The sequence below is a fragment of the Pseudacidovorax sp. genome (genome assembly GCF_017991995.1).
Taxonomy (GTDB): domain Bacteria; phylum Pseudomonadota; class Gammaproteobacteria; order Burkholderiales; family Burkholderiaceae_C; genus Xenophilus.
In genome coordinates this window covers 26010-41082 of record NZ_JAGOPN010000020.1, presented here as the reverse complement: position 1 = coordinate 41082, position 15073 = coordinate 26010, and the positions used below count along the sequence as shown (strand labels likewise).

At 64.9% G+C, this 15073-nt stretch carries 21 protein-coding genes; 5 read left to right on the top strand and 16 right to left on the bottom strand.

Annotated elements, in window-relative coordinates; all coding sequences use genetic code 11:
• Positions 1-604: 604 nt before the first annotated feature.
• The 3 genes from KBC94_RS23285 to KBC94_RS23275 form a co-directional block, all read right to left on the bottom strand.
• Positions 605-1195, bottom strand: coding sequence for a DUF4411 family protein (locus KBC94_RS23285; protein WP_294375902.1), 591 nt, complete (start codon positions 1193-1195; stop codon positions 605-607).
• Positions 1195-2343: a helix-turn-helix transcriptional regulator gene (locus tag KBC94_RS23280; protein WP_294375899.1), complete on the bottom strand. Its 1149-nt coding sequence runs from the start codon at positions 2341-2343 to the stop codon at positions 1195-1197. Before KBC94_RS23280 ends, KBC94_RS23285 begins: the two co-directional genes overlap by 1 nt.
• A gap of 92 nt (positions 2344-2435) precedes the next feature.
• Positions 2436-2912 (bottom strand): hypothetical protein, encoded by a 477-nt coding sequence (locus tag KBC94_RS23275; RefSeq protein WP_294375896.1) that lies wholly within the window; start codon positions 2910-2912, stop codon positions 2436-2438.
• A gap of 102 nt (positions 2913-3014) precedes the next feature.
• Here KBC94_RS23275 and KBC94_RS23270 point away from each other — a divergent pair, with 102 nt between their 5' ends.
• Positions 3015-3149: a hypothetical protein gene (locus KBC94_RS23270; RefSeq protein WP_294375893.1), complete on the top strand. Its 135-nt coding sequence runs from the start codon at positions 3015-3017 to the stop codon at positions 3147-3149.
• 527 nt (positions 3150-3676) lie between these two features.
• On the opposite strand, the gene KBC94_RS23265 is transcribed toward KBC94_RS23270, so the two are convergent.
• The 12 genes from KBC94_RS23265 to KBC94_RS23210 all read right to left on the bottom strand — a co-directional run bounded on the left by KBC94_RS23265 (position 3677) and on the right by KBC94_RS23210 (position 13258).
• Positions 3677-4384 (bottom strand): hypothetical protein, encoded by a 708-nt coding sequence (locus KBC94_RS23265; protein ID WP_294375889.1) that lies wholly within the window; start codon positions 4382-4384, stop codon positions 3677-3679.
• A gap of 230 nt (positions 4385-4614) precedes the next feature.
• Positions 4615-4950, bottom strand: a complete 336-nt coding sequence (locus tag KBC94_RS23260; protein WP_294375887.1) for a hypothetical protein — start codon at positions 4948-4950, stop codon at positions 4615-4617.
• A gap of 232 nt (positions 4951-5182) precedes the next feature.
• Positions 5183-5464: a phage tail assembly protein gene (locus KBC94_RS23255; protein WP_294375884.1), complete on the bottom strand. Its 282-nt coding sequence runs from the start codon at positions 5462-5464 to the stop codon at positions 5183-5185.
• Positions 5465-5624: 160 nt separating this feature from the next.
• Positions 5625-6485, bottom strand: a complete 861-nt coding sequence (locus KBC94_RS23250) for a hypothetical protein (RefSeq protein ID WP_294375880.1) — start codon at positions 6483-6485, stop codon at positions 5625-5627.
• A gap of 65 nt (positions 6486-6550) precedes the next feature.
• Positions 6551-7663 (bottom strand): phage baseplate assembly protein, encoded by a 1113-nt coding sequence (locus tag KBC94_RS23245; protein ID WP_294375878.1) that lies wholly within the window; start codon positions 7661-7663, stop codon positions 6551-6553.
• 10 nt (positions 7664-7673) lie between these two features.
• Entirely contained in the window at positions 7674-9500 is a 1827-nt protein-coding gene (locus KBC94_RS23240) for a hypothetical protein (RefSeq protein ID WP_294375876.1), read from the bottom strand.
• A 233-nt stretch (positions 9501-9733) separates the two neighbouring features.
• A complete protein-coding gene (locus KBC94_RS23235; protein ID WP_294375874.1) occupies positions 9734-11080 on the bottom strand; it encodes a DnaB-like helicase C-terminal domain-containing protein in 1347 nt (448 codons plus the stop codon).
• Positions 11077-11961: a helix-turn-helix domain-containing protein gene (locus KBC94_RS23230; protein ID WP_294375872.1), complete on the bottom strand. Its 885-nt coding sequence runs from the start codon at positions 11959-11961 to the stop codon at positions 11077-11079. Before KBC94_RS23230 ends, KBC94_RS23235 begins: the two co-directional genes overlap by 4 nt.
• Complete coding sequence (locus KBC94_RS23225) at positions 11958-12176, bottom strand: hypothetical protein (protein ID WP_294375868.1); 219 nt, start codon at positions 12174-12176, stop codon at positions 11958-11960. Before KBC94_RS23225 ends, KBC94_RS23230 begins: the two co-directional genes overlap by 4 nt.
• A complete protein-coding gene (locus KBC94_RS23220; RefSeq protein ID WP_294375866.1) occupies positions 12167-12418 on the bottom strand; it encodes a hypothetical protein in 252 nt (83 codons plus the stop codon). Before KBC94_RS23220 ends, KBC94_RS23225 begins: the two co-directional genes overlap by 10 nt.
• Positions 12418-12729, bottom strand: coding sequence for a hypothetical protein (locus KBC94_RS23215; RefSeq protein WP_294375864.1), 312 nt, complete (start codon positions 12727-12729; stop codon positions 12418-12420). Before KBC94_RS23215 ends, KBC94_RS23220 begins: the two co-directional genes overlap by 1 nt.
• Before the next feature lie 271 nt (positions 12730-13000).
• Positions 13001-13258, bottom strand: coding sequence for a hypothetical protein (locus KBC94_RS23210; RefSeq protein ID WP_294375862.1), 258 nt, complete (start codon positions 13256-13258; stop codon positions 13001-13003).
• 10 nt (positions 13259-13268) lie between these two features.
• On the opposite strand from KBC94_RS23210, the gene KBC94_RS23205 reads away from it, so the two are divergent.
• Positions 13269-13490, top strand: a complete 222-nt coding sequence (locus tag KBC94_RS23205; protein WP_294375860.1) for a hypothetical protein — start codon at positions 13269-13271, stop codon at positions 13488-13490.
• On the opposite strand, the gene KBC94_RS23200 is transcribed toward KBC94_RS23205, so the two are convergent.
• Positions 13483-13713, bottom strand: coding sequence for a helix-turn-helix domain-containing protein (locus tag KBC94_RS23200; protein WP_294375856.1), 231 nt, complete (start codon positions 13711-13713; stop codon positions 13483-13485). The two genes, KBC94_RS23205 and KBC94_RS23200, sit on opposite strands and share 8 nt — an antisense overlap.
• Positions 13714-13814: 101 nt before the next feature.
• Here KBC94_RS23200 and KBC94_RS23195 point away from each other — a divergent pair, with 101 nt between their 5' ends.
• The 3 genes from KBC94_RS23195 to KBC94_RS23185 are packed head-to-tail and all read left to right on the top strand — an operon-like array spanning position 13815 to position 15071.
• On the top strand, positions 13815-14483 hold the full coding sequence (locus KBC94_RS23195) for a helix-turn-helix transcriptional regulator (RefSeq protein WP_294375854.1): 669 nt from the start codon (positions 13815-13817) through the stop codon (positions 14481-14483).
• A 60-nt stretch (positions 14484-14543) separates the two neighbouring features.
• Positions 14544-14891 carry a hypothetical protein gene (locus KBC94_RS23190; RefSeq protein WP_294375851.1) on the top strand — a complete coding sequence of 116 codons (348 nt, stop codon included), beginning with the start codon at positions 14544-14546 and terminating at the stop codon, positions 14889-14891.
• The gene (locus KBC94_RS23185) at positions 14892-15071 is read left to right on the top strand and encodes a hypothetical protein (protein ID WP_294375848.1); all 180 of its coding nucleotides are present in this window, start codon (positions 14892-14894) and stop codon (positions 15069-15071) included.
• The last annotated feature ends 2 nt before the right edge of the window (positions 15072-15073 follow it).

The following is a 15073-nucleotide window of genomic DNA, read 5'->3' as shown; positions in this document are numbered from 1 at the left end:
CTCCCGAAGGAGACCCGAAAAACAGGGCGATGCCGTCCGAAGAAGGCGAGGGAGGAAAGATTGCGCCCTGCCGGTTCGTCCACGCCGAAGCGCACGTCGAGCGTCGCCCCCCCCGGGGACGCCTCGGGTTCCGCGGCGCCTTCCGTACTGGAGCAGCGGCACCGTATGCCAGGGCCTCGGGACCACGGCTTGGGGCACACCCCAATCGCAGGTGGCCCGTGTGCGGGATTGCGCATTTCGGGCCACCGCCTCGCTCGAGGCGCCCGTGTCACGCTCGCCGCACGGCCGAATGCGCCAAGGTCGCCGGCGGCACCGGCGGCCAGCACGCTCGGTGCGCCACGGCTTCAGCCTCCTGATCGGGCCGCACGAGGGCATGAAAAAAGCCCCTGACCGTGGGATCAGGGGCTTTGGATTTGGTGGCCTGGGGCGGAATCGAACCACCGACACGCGGATTTTCAATCCAACCGACAACCTAGCATCCATGCGGGCTTCAGAAGGTTGGAGGGAACTGAAGCAGCCAGAACACCCCTCCAGTTAGCGCGCTGCGCGACGGGCGTCCCCATCGCGAGTTCCGTCGGATCGATAGACAGCGCGAACGAGGGGGCTAGCCAGGCGGAGCCCCAAACACCCTTGGAAATACGGTGTGCTTAACATCTATCCAAGCTTTCGGCAGATCGCCGTTAACTTCCAGGGCTTCGTATATCTCCTTAATTAGGAGATTATCAATTACCCTCGCTGAGACCAGCTTGCTAAGCAGCTCAAATCCGTGCCAGACGGAAAGGCCAAACTCCGCAGCAAGCTGATGGATGGCAAGATCGTCGGTCACGACAATTGCCGATTTCACTTGCGCCAACGCCAGAAGCCAACAATCTGTCCAACTTGGGGGTGATCGGCCGCCTGTTATATAGGCACCCGGATCCTCTAGAACCCAATTGTGAAGGATGCTGTGCGCGGCGTCGACCGCTTCTTTATCTTCTGCACTCAGTCTAATCTGCTTGGCGAAACGTTCTTCGGCGAATTCTTCGCCATCAAACCATGGGAATCTCTCTCGCAGGCGAGGGCTCCTATGGACTTCATCCTCGACAATTTTGTGGATTGTGAGAACGTATTGTTTTTGACCGAATTTAATTCCAACCGCAGGCCGGACACGCTTGGCAAGCCGAAGATAGGCATTCGTGTCAAGCAGAACAAACATTATTTGCTCAATTCTACGTAGAGCTCTACCGCATCCCTATGAGATATATCCATTACTTGCTGCACATAGCCCGCGCCCGGCCCACCACTCTTGATCATGCGTTGCAAAGCGGGGAAAAATTCACTGCGAAACACATTTTGTGACGCCGCTATGTACGCCACCGGCTCAGCAGGAATAGGCTCAAATAGCATCTCGCTGACCAACTTGCCCCTCTGGCTATTGCGAATCTTGTGGATCTCAAGCTCACGACAGCTCAACAAGTCTAGCCCGCTTGCTTTCGCATAGCCGTTCACCTGTTGAAATACAGTAAACAGCGAAATCTCATGCTCCTCTGCGTACGCCTGAAGCTCACTTATCTGTCCGTGAGCTGACTCGTGCTTTATCGCCTTAGCATAAGCAGCGGATGCTATCGCCCTAGGAAACAGAAGAGCTCCAGCAAGCGCGTCAGCAAAATCTTCCCCTTCATCTGTGCCAGCCAAATCAGGCGTGTAGACATGAGCGAGTTCATGCGCCATCCAAAATTTGAAATCCTCAATACGAGTATCGAGATTCAAAAATATGAATGTAATCTGCTCTTCCGGCAGCAAAATATGGAGCGCATTCTTATGGTTCTTTTTCTCACCCCATAGCACCGGAACGATCACCGCCGCATTATTTCTAAACTGCTCGATTAGATGCTCATAAGGCAACGCCGCCTCGGCCCCTAAACCAATCCGATCACGGACTTCGGACGCAGTCGCCTGGAGGGCGTTGTATTCGATCGAGGGCGAGGGCGCTTGAACGCGTAAAGATTTGAAAACCGGAAGGAATGGCACCAATGGCTTCAACAGCGAGCCCATTGCTGTAGCCTTCAAGACGTGTTCGTCTGTGGTTTTCGCTGCACCCTTCTTCCGAAACGCAATGATCGGACGATTCGCTTTACGACTGTCGACCAAGTCAGCGAAGCCCAGCTTCAAGGTGGTCGCAAGCTTAAGCAACTTGTCTGGTCGAGGGAAATCATCGCCCTTGATCCAGTTCGTGACCGCTTGTGCGGTCACCCCCAGCTCCGTGGCCAGAGTCTTCTGTGTCCACCCACGAGCCTGCAGTGCCTGCCTGAGCCGTTCGCTGTGGATAACTTTGTGCATAGCCGGTGAATTATAGGTCGTCATGTGGTGCGAATCAAGTTTTATCAAGTGACCGCTTGGCACCGTCCGAAGCCTCCTATGTTTTGTTTTCCGGGGGCAACATCACGTTTCTGCGGCTACCAGTCTCCATCGAAGCTGAATGATCCGACCTGGATCCTCCGCCGCCTGCCGTACTCCCTGAGCATGTCCATCCCGTACTCCAGGCACTCGGCGAGTTTGTTCGCGAAGTGCTCGCCACCTGTCGTGTAGATGTCCGCTCGCAGCGTCACGTCAAGCTTGCTTCCTGCGGGGGCCGCTGCGTAGATGGCCTCCAGAAGCTCGCCCAGAAGCCACCCGGTGGCCACGGACAGATCCATGCCATATCCCTGGCGCCGAAACCTCGGAGCAACGTAGACCATGTCTGCCGCGACGATCAGGTCGACGAAGTGCTCCTCATCGCTCACGAAAAGCTCGACAGACCCGCTGAAGAAGCCCACAGGTTGCCGGTCGACAACCGCCACCATCAACAAGCTTTGCCCCTCACTGGAATAGCTTTCGCCAGGCCGGGCGTGGAACTCCCAGGCTCTGGCGATGCGCCCAGGAAGACCGGCCATGGGCGACACGCCATCCCGGAGGAGGGCTCCTCGATCAAGTTGGACGCGCTCCATCAGCCGGCGGAGCGAAGGCCGGCGTGGGTTGAGGATGACCCATCCTGGATGTCGCTCGCTGCTACTCGCAAGGAGCGCCTCAATCTCGCGCTCGGCCAGTCCGGAGACTACGCACTCGAACTCGCGATCCTGCCGGTGGACATGCGCGGCGAACCGCAATCCGTCAGGCCCGAGCCCCAGTGACCCTCCGGGATGGAAATGGCGTGGTCGGAGTAGCGGGGTGCGGCGTGACATGAGCGTCCACTCGTTGCGATGCAGGAATGGAGCCGAGCGTAGAGGTCCGGCCGTGAAAGGGGCAGCAACCGCGCAGCGTGGGCGTTGCGGCCCAATTCAGCAGAGCCAAATTGGCCCGCGCTACGTTCATGTAGGTAAAAGCACCTACCCGCAGCTAGTCAATATGGGTGAATTCGTGTCAACAAGAGATTCCTAGCATCGCTCTCGCAGCCACGGTCGGCTGCGCACAACGAGAGGAGATCTCATGGCTGCAGTTGGAACGACGGCAAGAACGGGCGAGAAATGTCCTGAGAGTGGTGTTTGGCAGTCGCTGGACTCACCATCCACGACGGCGCCCATCGCCAAGGGAGATACGATGCCGCCCCACAATGGAAAGGCCGTCACCTGGAAGTTGATTCAACTGGCGTGATTGAGTAGCGCTCTGTCCGGCGCGCAAGTGCGCCGGACTCTGTTCCCCTTCTGCTCAGGCAGCCGGCCTACACCGCGGAGAAATCCGGCGCCTGCTTACCCAGGCCCAAAGCGGCAATCTGCTGGTACACATACCTCTCCAGCACGCCGACCACCTTGTCGCTGTCGAGGCCCAGGTCGGCGGCCACGTAGGGGGCGAACTTGGAGGGGAAGCCAAGCCACGCATCGCGAGTACTGCGGGCCGCTTCGAAAAACACGCGCTCGGCAACCGCCAGGTCGATCGCCGCGCCCTCCTTCTGCTCGTACTCGAGCTTCTGGAGCAACGCCAGATAGTTTTCCTTCACCCTGCGCGCCTCGTCGAAGGACATGTCGGCGCCCAGGGCGGCTACCACCTTGGCGGCAGCCACTGCCGGCGGGTCATCGTCCGAGACGCCCAGCTCCGAGGGCAGCGCCCCGCCGGCCTTCGCCGTCTTCCATCCATCAGCCTCGGACACCACGCTGGTGGGCTGCCGTGCGCGGTTTGGCCGCGTCCCGCCGCTGGCCGACGACGCGCCGGCCGTGCTGCCTGGGCCGCTGTTACCCACGCGGCTGTTACCTGTCTTGGCGGTGTTACCTGCCACGCCGCCGCGCCGGTATCGCGCCAGCACTTTGTCGGTCGCCTCGACGTCGACGCCGCCATCGCGAAGGACCAGCCACGACTGCGATTTCCATTGGGAAACCGTCTTTCGCGAGACCCCTCGAAGGCGAGCGTATTCGGCCTGGGAAACGATCGTCATAGCTCCGTGGCTGCGCTGTTACCTGTTACCTTGTTACCCAAATTTCAAACCTCATAGCTGGCCGGAGGTCGGGGCGCGCAGACTCCCGCGTGAGTTCGACGCCAGGAGGGACCCGTGACCCACACGCGGGCGCAGCCCCCGCACGGGGGCCTGGTCCGAAGGCGACTGCCCGAGGCGCGCGCGACCAGGTTGGCCAACTGGATCACCATCGCTCACGCCGGCGCTCAGCATCACGCCGCCAGAGGCAGCCCGACGGTCGCCGAAAGGCCTGCCAGCCACGCCTGGCGTAACTCGCGCTGCCGGGCCTGCTCGGACGCTGCCTCGATCTCGGCCGCCGAAAGCAAGGCCTCGGCCTTCGCGATGGATTCCTTGTCGATAGGCAGGCTCTGGGGATGCTCCAGGCACAGCTGCCCGGTGTGGAAGCGCAGCAGCCGCACCTGAAAGCCTTCGCGATGCGCGAGCGCGCCGGCACGCGCCAACACGTCATGTTCGAGAGCAGGCTCGACGTTCAGGATCAGCTGCGACGGTTCCGTGGTGTGGTCGGGATCGATGGAAAGGATCTTCATGGGGTGTTCGTCTTGTGAGGGTGGGTGCATGCGGTCAACGTGATGGCCCGGAGCCCGCATGCTGGCCGGCCGAGGCTGGCAGGCACGGGGGTCCGGCCAAGCTCCCCAGGTCATTGACCGCCTGCCGCGGCGCGGTCCCGCTCCAGCATCCGGATCGCCTGCGCCTCCCACCAGGCGAGTTCACGCCAGGTGAGCGACCAGGCATCCCGCGGGCCCCAGCCGTAGAAGCGGGTCAGCTCAGCGACGGTGTCGCGCCAGTGGTCAGGTCGACCGAGTTGAACTGCTCCAAAAAACTGCCCGCCTCCCGCATGTCGCGCTGGCACAGGCCCTCGACGACGCGACGCGGCACCTTGGCCACGATGGAGATCAGGTTGATCGCGACGGACATGTTCGAGCCGGCCGCAGCCGCCTTCTCCAGTTCGCCGGCGGTCGGCTCTCGCAGTTCCAGCTTGTCGAAGGTCTGATCGCCCAAGGTCACGGGCTTGCGCAGGGTGATGGTGGTTTCGAGTTCCATGGTTTTTCCTTCAGAGGAGATGTGAAAGCGGATCCGCATTGAGCGGGCCGCCGGAGGGGCGCCCCCATTACGCGGGGGGCGTCGCGGTCGGCCTACCGCTTGAGGGGGTCAGCGTCCGACTGCCGGTGTTGCAGCGTCCACCGCCGGCTGGGACGGGATCTCAGGTGCCCAGGGCCGCGGCAGTCATGGCGGGCGCGACGTTCAACTCCTGCGGCTCGACGCGGGCGGCCGGCGACGCGGCGGTGCCGGGGGCGTCGCTGTCGCTGTCGCTCTTGCTCGTCCAGCTGCGGATCTCGTAGCCTTTGCGCACGTACGGCACAGGGCGCCGCGCCAGCGGCACATAGGCCGTGTGCGACTCACCGGCTCGCAGTGCCTGCAGCACCGGCAGGCACTGGGCTGCAACTGCCTCGGCCTCGGCCGGCTGGCTGGTTGGCAATCCCTCGAGCAGATTGCGGCCCCGACTCTCCCACCCGGTGGCAGTCGGGATGCGCACGAAGCCATCAGGGTCGGGGATGTAAGCGGCCGCCACGAAGTCGGAGAGGCTGGTCGCACCCGTGCCAGGAGCAGCTGCCTTGGCCACGGCGACCAACGTGCGGATCGGTGCGACGAGCGCCTCCAACTCCGTGCCGATGCGGGCGGCAAGGCCGTTCTGCCAGCCACTGAATTCGATGCGCAGGTCGCTGACCGCAGCGCGCAGCGCTTCGTCGAGCGCCGGCGCCTGCTCCTCCAGGGCTTGGATGCGGGCGCGCAGCCGCTTGACCTCACGCTCCTTCGTCTCGGACTCGGCCAGCAGGTCCTTGATGACCTTCTCGTGCCGCTTGATTTCGGCGGGGGCATCGGCCAGCGCCAGCTTGCCCTCCTCCGCGCCGATCTCGCCGGCCAAGCGCTGCAGGTCGGCCTCCAACGCGGGGAGTTGTGCGGCAGCCTCGTTGATCTTGGCCGCCACCTTGGCGCAGTCGTTGCGCGCGGCCTGTGCCGCGGCGATGACGGTGTTCAGTTCAGGGGGAAAGGCGTAGTCCATGTGAAGATCCTCAGGGTTGGGTGATGGAACTTGGGGTGGGGGAAAGGGATGGGCAGCGCCAGCGCTCACCGCTGGCTTTCGATGCCCCACAAGAACGGGGGCGAACCCGGCGCCGGCGCAACATCGCCGAACTTGTTGAATTGCAGGACCGGCATAGGGTCGAAGGCCTTCGGCGGCATCAGCGTGAGGTGAGCGGTCGTGCCAGCCGTCGGGTCGCGCTGGTAGCTCACGGCCGCCACGATCATCTCGACGGGTGCGCCGATGTCGCCCAGCTTGCTGCCCGGCATCTCCACCGGCACAAGCGTGTTGGGCTCCCACAGCCGGCCGTCGGAATCGCGCCAGCTGTCCACCGTGACCTGCAGCACCGTGGAGCGCGCCATGCGGCGGTTCATCTCCCATGTGGCGCGCCTCTGGTTGAAGTCACGGCCGAGGTGCGGCGCCTCTGTGATGAACTCCAGGAGGCGGGGCCGCATGATTTCCGGATCCTCGGCCGTGCCGACCAGGTTGCCGCCGTTGCCGACGTCGTTCATGACTTCGACCGATTGCTGGAAGCACCGGTAATTGCTGAAGCGCTGGTCGTGCGCGAACGTGACAGCCGAGGACTGCACGTTGTCGCCCTGCCGCACGCCGCTGGCCGCCCGGACCGTGCCCGCATTGGTCAGCAGCAGATTGCCGTCGGGCTGGTCGTACACGAGCAGCGCGCTCCACCGGCAAGCGCGCTCGATCACGTCCCAGACCCGTTCGCCGTGCAGCAGGTTGATCTGATCCAGCACGGGCCCCTTCTGCCCGGTTGCCGTCACCTTGATGCCGTAGCGGCCGGCCAGCTTCGTCGCGATGGCGAGCGCGTTGCAGTTCACGATCTGGAAGCCGGGCCACTCTGCCGAGCAGTCCACGACATCGGCGCACTTGCTGCGGCCGACCATGGCCAGCGTGTGCGCGCCGTTGTCCAGGTTGATGTTGAGCCGGTCGACGTAGCCGGTCAGCACCACGTCGCTGGCAAGCTTCACCACGCACGGGTCGCCGGGCTTTGCGATCACTGCGGCGGCCTCGCCGGGGAATTGCTCCGTGAAGCCGATGTCGAAGTCCGACGGGCAGCGCTCGATGCCGCGGCTCACGCGGATGTGCGTCCATCCGGAGATGGCCTGACCATTGACGGTGAGGAACAGTTCGTCTTCCATCGCCCTGCCCTCACCAGCCCGGCGTCATGGCCACGTTCACCTGAACGGGCTGCCCGTTGGCCCGCCGCGCTGACGCCTGAACGCCCGGCGGCAGGCCGGTCAGGCTGATCTGGATCTCGTGCTCGACCTTCGACGGCCCGCCCGTCGCCTGCGCCGCCTGGGCTTGCTGCGATGCCTGGATGGCAGCCTGCACCGACGAGAGGCTGGTGCCGGTGCGCTGCCCGTACGCGGAGGCGCCCGTGTCCGCCTTCGGGAACGAGGCCCAGATTCCGGCCAGGCCATCCTGCATCTGCCGCATGTCGCCCGTCGCCCGCGTGGCGATCAGGTACGAGGCCAACTTGTCCTGCATGGCGGCGTCGAACTTCTCGTCGCCCGTCAGGCCCATCTTTTCGCGCATGTCGCGCAGCGTGGTGCGGGTGATCTGGTAGCGGCCCACCGCCGACGAGTTCAGAGTGTTGGCGGGGTTCGACAGCATCTTCGTCTGGAGGTCGTCGATCTCCTTGAGCGTCATGCCGATCAGGTCGACCGGGCCGCCGGTGTAGCGGCCATAGCCCAGCGTCTCGTTGTAGCCGCGGCCCTTGTCCGTGCCCTCGGCCTGGCCAACCAAGTCCAGGATGGACTTGTACTCGCCGTTCGCGCCAGCGGCCAGGCCCTTGGCGATGTCGGCGTTGCTGGAGCCCATGGCCTTCTGGCCGAGCGCCTTCAAGAAGTCCATCGCGGGCAGGTTCGCCGAGGCGGCCCACCAGTCGCCGTTCTGGACGTCCTGCGCGCCCTTCTTCATGTCTGTGTCCGGCAGGCCCAGCATGCGCGCGACCTGCAGTGCAGCCCAGGAGAGAGAGACCACCAGCCCCAGCTTGGACACGAGCCCCGTCAGCCCGCCGGCCGTTGCCAGCTTGTCGAAGGCCGTGACGAGCAGCGGCACGGTGTACGTCGCCAGCCGGCCGATGCCCAGCGCCACGGACCCGATCGCAAGCAGCGTCGGCCCGGCCATGATGGCCGCCACACCGATGGCGGCAACCTTCCATCCGCCGATCGAATCAACGAAATCGCCGATGCCCTTGACGGTGTCCTCGATGCCCTTCGTGAGCGCCTTGAAGTCGATGCTGTCGATCCACTTGGCCAGCTTCGACGCCCACTGCCCGACCTTCTCGGCGATCACCTCACGGTTCTTCGAAATCAGGTCGGTCAGCTTGATGATGAGCGGCTCGAAGACGGGCAGCAGCCGGTCCGCGATCGAGTTGCGCAGGCCGCGCCCGGCCAAGTCCATGTCGTTCAACGCGAGCGCGAACCGCTCGGCCCGGGCGATCTGCTCCGGCGTCATGACAGCGCCCAGCTCCTTCGCCTTGCGCACGTAGGCCTCGATCGCCGCTGGGCCTTGGCGGAGCAGCGGCAGCAATGCCTCAAGGCCGAACTGGCGGGCCACCATCGCCTGCGTCTGCGGGTTCGGGAGCTTGCTGATCGCGCCAGCCATGTCGGTGAAGGCGCGCGCGCTGTCGACGGCACCATCGGCCGTCTTGTGGATGGACACGCCCAGGCGGCTCAGCAGGATGGCCGCGTCGGTGTTCCGGCCCATCAGCGCATCCTGCATCGTGCTGCCCAGCGATGCGAGCCCGGCAGTCAGCGATTCGGACGAGAGCCCGGCCGCCTCGGCCGCGCCGCGAAGCGACTGCAGCTGATTGGTCGAGATCCCGATGCCCTGGGCAGATCGGGCGATCTCCGAGCCCATGCGCGCCCACCCGTTGGCCAGCGCGCTGATGCCGGCGATCGTGCCCACGCCTGCGAGGCCAGCGATCGGGGCCGCGATCTTCGCAATGTCGGCGCCAGCGGTGCGGGCCACGCCGCCCAGGTCCTTCAGGGACTGGCCGATCCGCTGGAAGCCGGCCTCCTTGCCGAAGGCCTTGAACGACTTGCCCAGCTCGTCGAAGGGCCGCGTGAGCTTGCTCATCGAGTCATTGATCTTGCGGACGGTGGCCGTTGCGCCGTCCACGGCGGTGATGGTGAAAGTGAAGCCGTTCACGCGAGGTTCTCTCTGGGGGGTTGGGTGGTGGTGTGGAACGCGATGGGCAGGGCCTACAGGTCCGCTCCCCTGCCCTTCGCAGCGCGGTGCGGCACCGGCGCCAGCCATGCCTCGAAGCGCTGGTGCGCGCCATCGAATCGCAGGTGCACGTCACCGGTGCGGCCCTGGCGAACCTTTGCGACGCGCACCTTGGCGTAGTGCTCCCAGTCCTGGCCGAGGCCGGGATTCGAGGCAATGGGCCGATGCAGGAACATCACGACGTCCGCGTCCTGCTCGATCGCGCCGGAGTCGCGCAGGTCGGACAGCACAGGCGTGGGGTCCGCACGCTTCTCCGCGTCCCGGTTCAACTGGGCCAGCGCCAGCACGGCGATGCCGAGATCCTTCGCCAGGGTCTTCAGGCCGCGGGTGATCTCCTCGATCTGGTGGACGCGCTGCGCGCGCGGGTCAGAGCCAGCCATCAGGCCGAGGTAGTCGACGACCAGCAGCGCCAGCCCATGCCGGCGCTTGAGCGAGCGCGCCAGCATGCTCACCTGGCGCAGCGTGGCCCCCGGCTGGTCGAGCAGGTGGAGGCGCAACCTGCGGGCCGATTCGATGCCCTCGGTCACACGCTCCCAGTCCAGACCGTCGCCGGCCGCCGGCCGGAGGACCGAAGACATGGGCACCCGCGAGAGCGAGGCGGTGAGGCGGTCCAGCACGTCGGTGTGCGACATCTCCAGCGATACGAAGCCGACCGGACGCTCCGCGGCCATGTTGGAGCAGATCGTCAGCCCCAGCGCCGACTTGCCCATGGAGGGCCGCGCGGCCAGGATCACCAGCTGCCCAGGGCGGAGGCCGCCGTCGAGTTGCTCGTCTACCGCGCCCAAACCGGTCGGAAAGGCCACGATGCGCCCTTCGAGCCGGTCCTCCAGCACCTGCGAGTGCTGCACCATGCCTTCGCCGACATCCAGCCAGGCCGCACCGCCCACCGCAGCCGTCTCGAGGGTGGCCAGCTTGGACTGCGCGGACTCGATGCGCTGCGCGATGGGGCTGTCGCGGTCGTCGGCCAGGTCGGCGATCTCGCCGGCCACACGGCGCAGCGCCAGCTCCTGGTGACGGTCTCTGAGCAGTTCGGCGTACCTGCGCAGGCTCGCCGGGCTCGGCAGGTGCGTCGTCAGCGCGTGCACCTCGGCGGCGGTCGTGCGCTCGCCCAGCGCCACCGCCACCGACACGACGTCGGCAGGCTTGCCCGCCAGGATCTGCGCCAGGCTCTCGGCGAACACCATGCGGTGCAGCGGCGCGGCGAAGTGCTCGGGCCGCAGATCGCCCAGCAGGTCGACCGTGCCGTTGTCGATCAGCACGCCGGCCAGGATGCCCGCCTCCGCGCTGAGGATCGCCTCGGCCGTGATCGGGGCCGCGCTCATTGCACCGCCTCCGTCCGCTCGATGACGTGCTTTTTCCCGCGGTCAGACAGCAGGAAATCGAGGTCGCACTGCCACCCGGCATGCGCACCCGTCTTCGCCGTGCGGCCCATCAGGAAGTCGTTCTGCGAGGCGCGCTCGAAGTACTCCCGGAACCACGCCAAGCCCTCCTCCGCCGTCGTGGCGCGTCGCGTGCCGTCAGGGCGGAAGCTGGCCATGACCCAGCGCCAAGTCCTGGCCAGGGCCCTGGTCCTGCCGTCCGTCTGCAGCCGAACCCGCGGCAGCTCGGGCAAAACCTCGTGGTACAGGTCGACGATCTTTTTCGTCGGGCACCGCAGTTCGTCGGCACCGCCGACAGAGGCGTTAGCCTCTACTGACGGTTCTTGATGGTTCAATGACGGTTCGGGTGCAATGGGTTGCAGGGGGGGCGTGCAACCCATTGCAGGGGTCGGTGCACTGGATTGCAGGGGTGCAGCCGGTTGCAGGGGTGCAGTGGGTTGCACCCCTGAACTTTCTTTCAGGGGTGCAGAAGATTTCAGGGGTGAAGGTTCTTGCACCCCTGATGCTTCTTGCAGGGGTGAAATAGATTGCAGGGGTTCGGTGCGCGCGTCGGCCCTGTTGAGGCGATCCAGGCGGATGCGATACAGGTTCGTGCCGCGCGGGCCGGCGCCCACCTTCACCTCCAGCTCGCCGCTCGCCTTCAGCTCCGCGATCGTGTAGTTCGCCGTCCGCGGCTGGACGCGGCACTTCTGCGCCAGCGTCGCAACGCTGGGGTACGCGCGGCCCTGGTCGTCGGCGAAGTCGGCGATGGCCAGCATCATCAGCAGCGAAGCGCCACCGTGCGAAGACTTCTCCCAGACCCGGGACATGACGGCAATGCTCATCGGGCGGCGCGCTCCTGCGGCTGCGCGGCCAGGGCGCACTGGATCTGCTGCGTGAAGACCTGAAGGCCCGGCCCGTCGCCGGCCGCGCGAAGGGCCTGCAGGCGCACATGCAGTTCGTTGGGCAACGCAGCGCCAGCACGGATCCGGGCCACAAGCGCCAGCGCCTCGGCTGCAAGGTCCGCCGGGGCACCGGCGCGCGGAGAGTTCACGACCATGTCGCTGCGTCCTCGGTGCTGGTGGCGAGCCAGGTCTCCACCGCCTCGGCACTGTCCAAGCTGAGGCAGACGGCGCCGCGTGTCAGGGTGTAGGTCGGGCGGCCGGCCTCGTCGCGCCATCGCTCCAGCACAGCGCCAGCCAGGGCGCAGCGGGCCTGCAGCGTCGCGAACTGCTTGTCGACCGCGCCGGGCATAGCGCCAGCAGGGCGCACCGTTGAAAGGGGGTGGGGGCTGGACATCATCAGTCGGCGTCCTCGAAGATCAGGCGTGCTGCAGAGGTCTGGCTCATCGCCCGCTCCCACAGCACCTGGAAGGCGCCGAACGTCTTCTGGTCGACGCACTGGAAATCGCTGGGCACCACCTTCAGGCCCAGGTGAGCGAGAAACAGGAGCACCTCGTCTACCCGCTCGTTGCGGATGCGGGACACGGTGGATTCGGACAGGCCCATCAGCGTGGCCACCGCCGCGGCCCTTCCAGGCTCCGCAAGAGCACGGGCGACGAGCACGCAGCCCTTTCTGGCCCTTTCGGCCGGGGTTGGGGACGATGCAGACATGCCCTACCCCTCTCACTTCCACAGGCCGCGGCGCGGCGCCGACGTCGTGCACTCGAGCATCCGGACCCACCTGCTGCCCAGCACAGCAGCGCCAGCCGGCACGGCCAGGCTGGATCGTGTGTTGACGCACGTTCTGATCCGGCGGCACGGCGAGTGCGTCACCTTGGCCTTTACCGCTGCACGAATGGACGTGCTGCCGCTACGGTTGGGCGCTCGGCGGACCGACCAGCCGTGATTCATGGCGCACGATGGGTCTGCGGTGCATGGTGCGTCAACCATGCGCATCTCTCCGTTGCAGCACGCCGCCGCAAGCCTCGAGCTCGGGCGTCGTCGGGGGCCGGTAAGAGTTCAGCAGGGAGAGCAGTTCGCTCGGCAGAGGCATGCGCGTGCCGGTGCGCAGCCATTCGACGATCACTGCTGTCAGCGCAGCGTCGTTAGGTCTGCCAAGTGCCATCATGTAGGCAGCGACGACGTCCTCACGCATCTCCGCTCCAGTGAAGACAAGGTTCATCGCGACAAGCAACTTCAAGGACCTACTCATGGCATCAGACCTCTTTAAAAAACATTCCATGGAAGCCATAGAGCGCGTTATCTCTGAGGCGTTGACCGGGCTACTCGGAAGGGAGACCACCGCGAAGATCTCTGGGCTCACCCTGATCGACGCCGAAAACTGTGTCCTCAGCAAGGCGACCTTCGAAGTGACGGCCAGCCATGAGAGCGACTGGTCGTCAGGCATCAATGAAGATGGTTCGTTCAAGTAGCGCCCGACTGCATTCGCAGCACGTCCCAGGCAACGTCTGGGCGCAGTTCTTCACATCGAACGGCTCCTGCGGTCAGACGCTCGATACGCGGACAGTGCTCTGCAGGCACTCGCCGCCCTTTTTCCTTCCACTGACTGACCGCTGTCTTGTTGACTCCGAGCGCGACGGCCAGAGCACTTTGAGAGCCCACGCACTTGGCGGCCCTGTCGACCGGGTGATCCATGCCAATTCCAGAAAATATAGACAAGACAAGTCTAGTTTTACTGGAGTCAGTGGTCAAGCTTTTCTGGCCCAGCCTGTTCAGCAGCGCTTTACCATCGAGCCATGGAGTTGAAGGACTGGGTTAAGGCTGCCCGTAAGCGCCGGGGCTGGACGCTTGCCGAACTGGGCGAGTTCATGGGGCGGTCAAAGTCGAACGTCGGAATGTGGGAGTCGGGGACTCACCAGCCCAGCTACGCTCAGATTCTGTCGATCGCCGCAGTGACCGGCTTCCCACTGCCGCACGAAGTCCAACTCGACGCGCAGGGGGAAGTCATCTGGACGGGTGCCTCGCACTGTCGGGATGGAGACGTCTCAGTGACCGGGTCTGCGGTGGTCATACTCGACAAGTACTTTTTTAAGCCCGAGAGCCCGACCACAGCAGGCGCACTTCGAGGGATACACCTACCCAACGCCTATGCGGTGAGGATGGACACCGGCACACTTGCCCCCATCGTCAAGCGAGACGACTTTCTTGTCCTTCGACAACTCGGAGAACTGCCTCCCAGCTTTGGCGACTTTTGCGTCGTTTCGACCACTGATGGACAAGTCAGGTTCGCGGAGTTCGTCAATCTGCAAGAGGAGAGTTGGACTTTTGCCAACGGCCACGCCGGGGGCCCCCAGCAAACTTTCAACGTCTGGAGCGCGTCGATTCAGCAACTGGACATAGTTCTGGCAACGGTCTCCAAGGCGCTATGGCGCCCCTCGGAGGAACAGAAGTCTAGTAATGCTTGACTTGAAAATTCAGTAAATCTAGACTCTCTACATGCCGTCCATTGGCATGTGGAGAGTTCGATGCACGCTCGAATCCAAGAAGAAGTTTCTGATACGCCACCTGCCCGGCGCCGGCATGGTCATCGCACTTGCCGTGAGCGAAGCCCTGGGCGAGAGCTGACACCAGCGCTTGTCAAGCTCAAGAGGCGGCTGGAGCGCTGGGAGCTGGACCACCTGCGCCAGCACGCCGCCGAGCTGGCCGAGCGCCTGGAAGACGCCGAGCGCCGCCGCTCCTATGCGGATCAGCAGGCCGACTTCTGGCGTGAGCAATGCATGCGCCTGGAGGAGGCGATCACCGACGAGGACAGCGGCTCGGGCCGCCAAATCGGCCTGACCCTTTCGGGTGACCTCGTCGTGGTGGAGGCCTGAATGGACGCCCTCCTCTGCTTCGCCCGCCTGGCACGCATGCGCCGCACCGCCGGCGGCTCCCTGCTCCAGTCCGCCATCTGGGCCGCGCAGCTGCTGGCCCGCAATCACGCCGCGAGCCATCGCCGCCGCGCCCTTGAGCGCCGCGCCAGCAGTGGGCGTGCTGCCATCGGGGGGCAGTGACC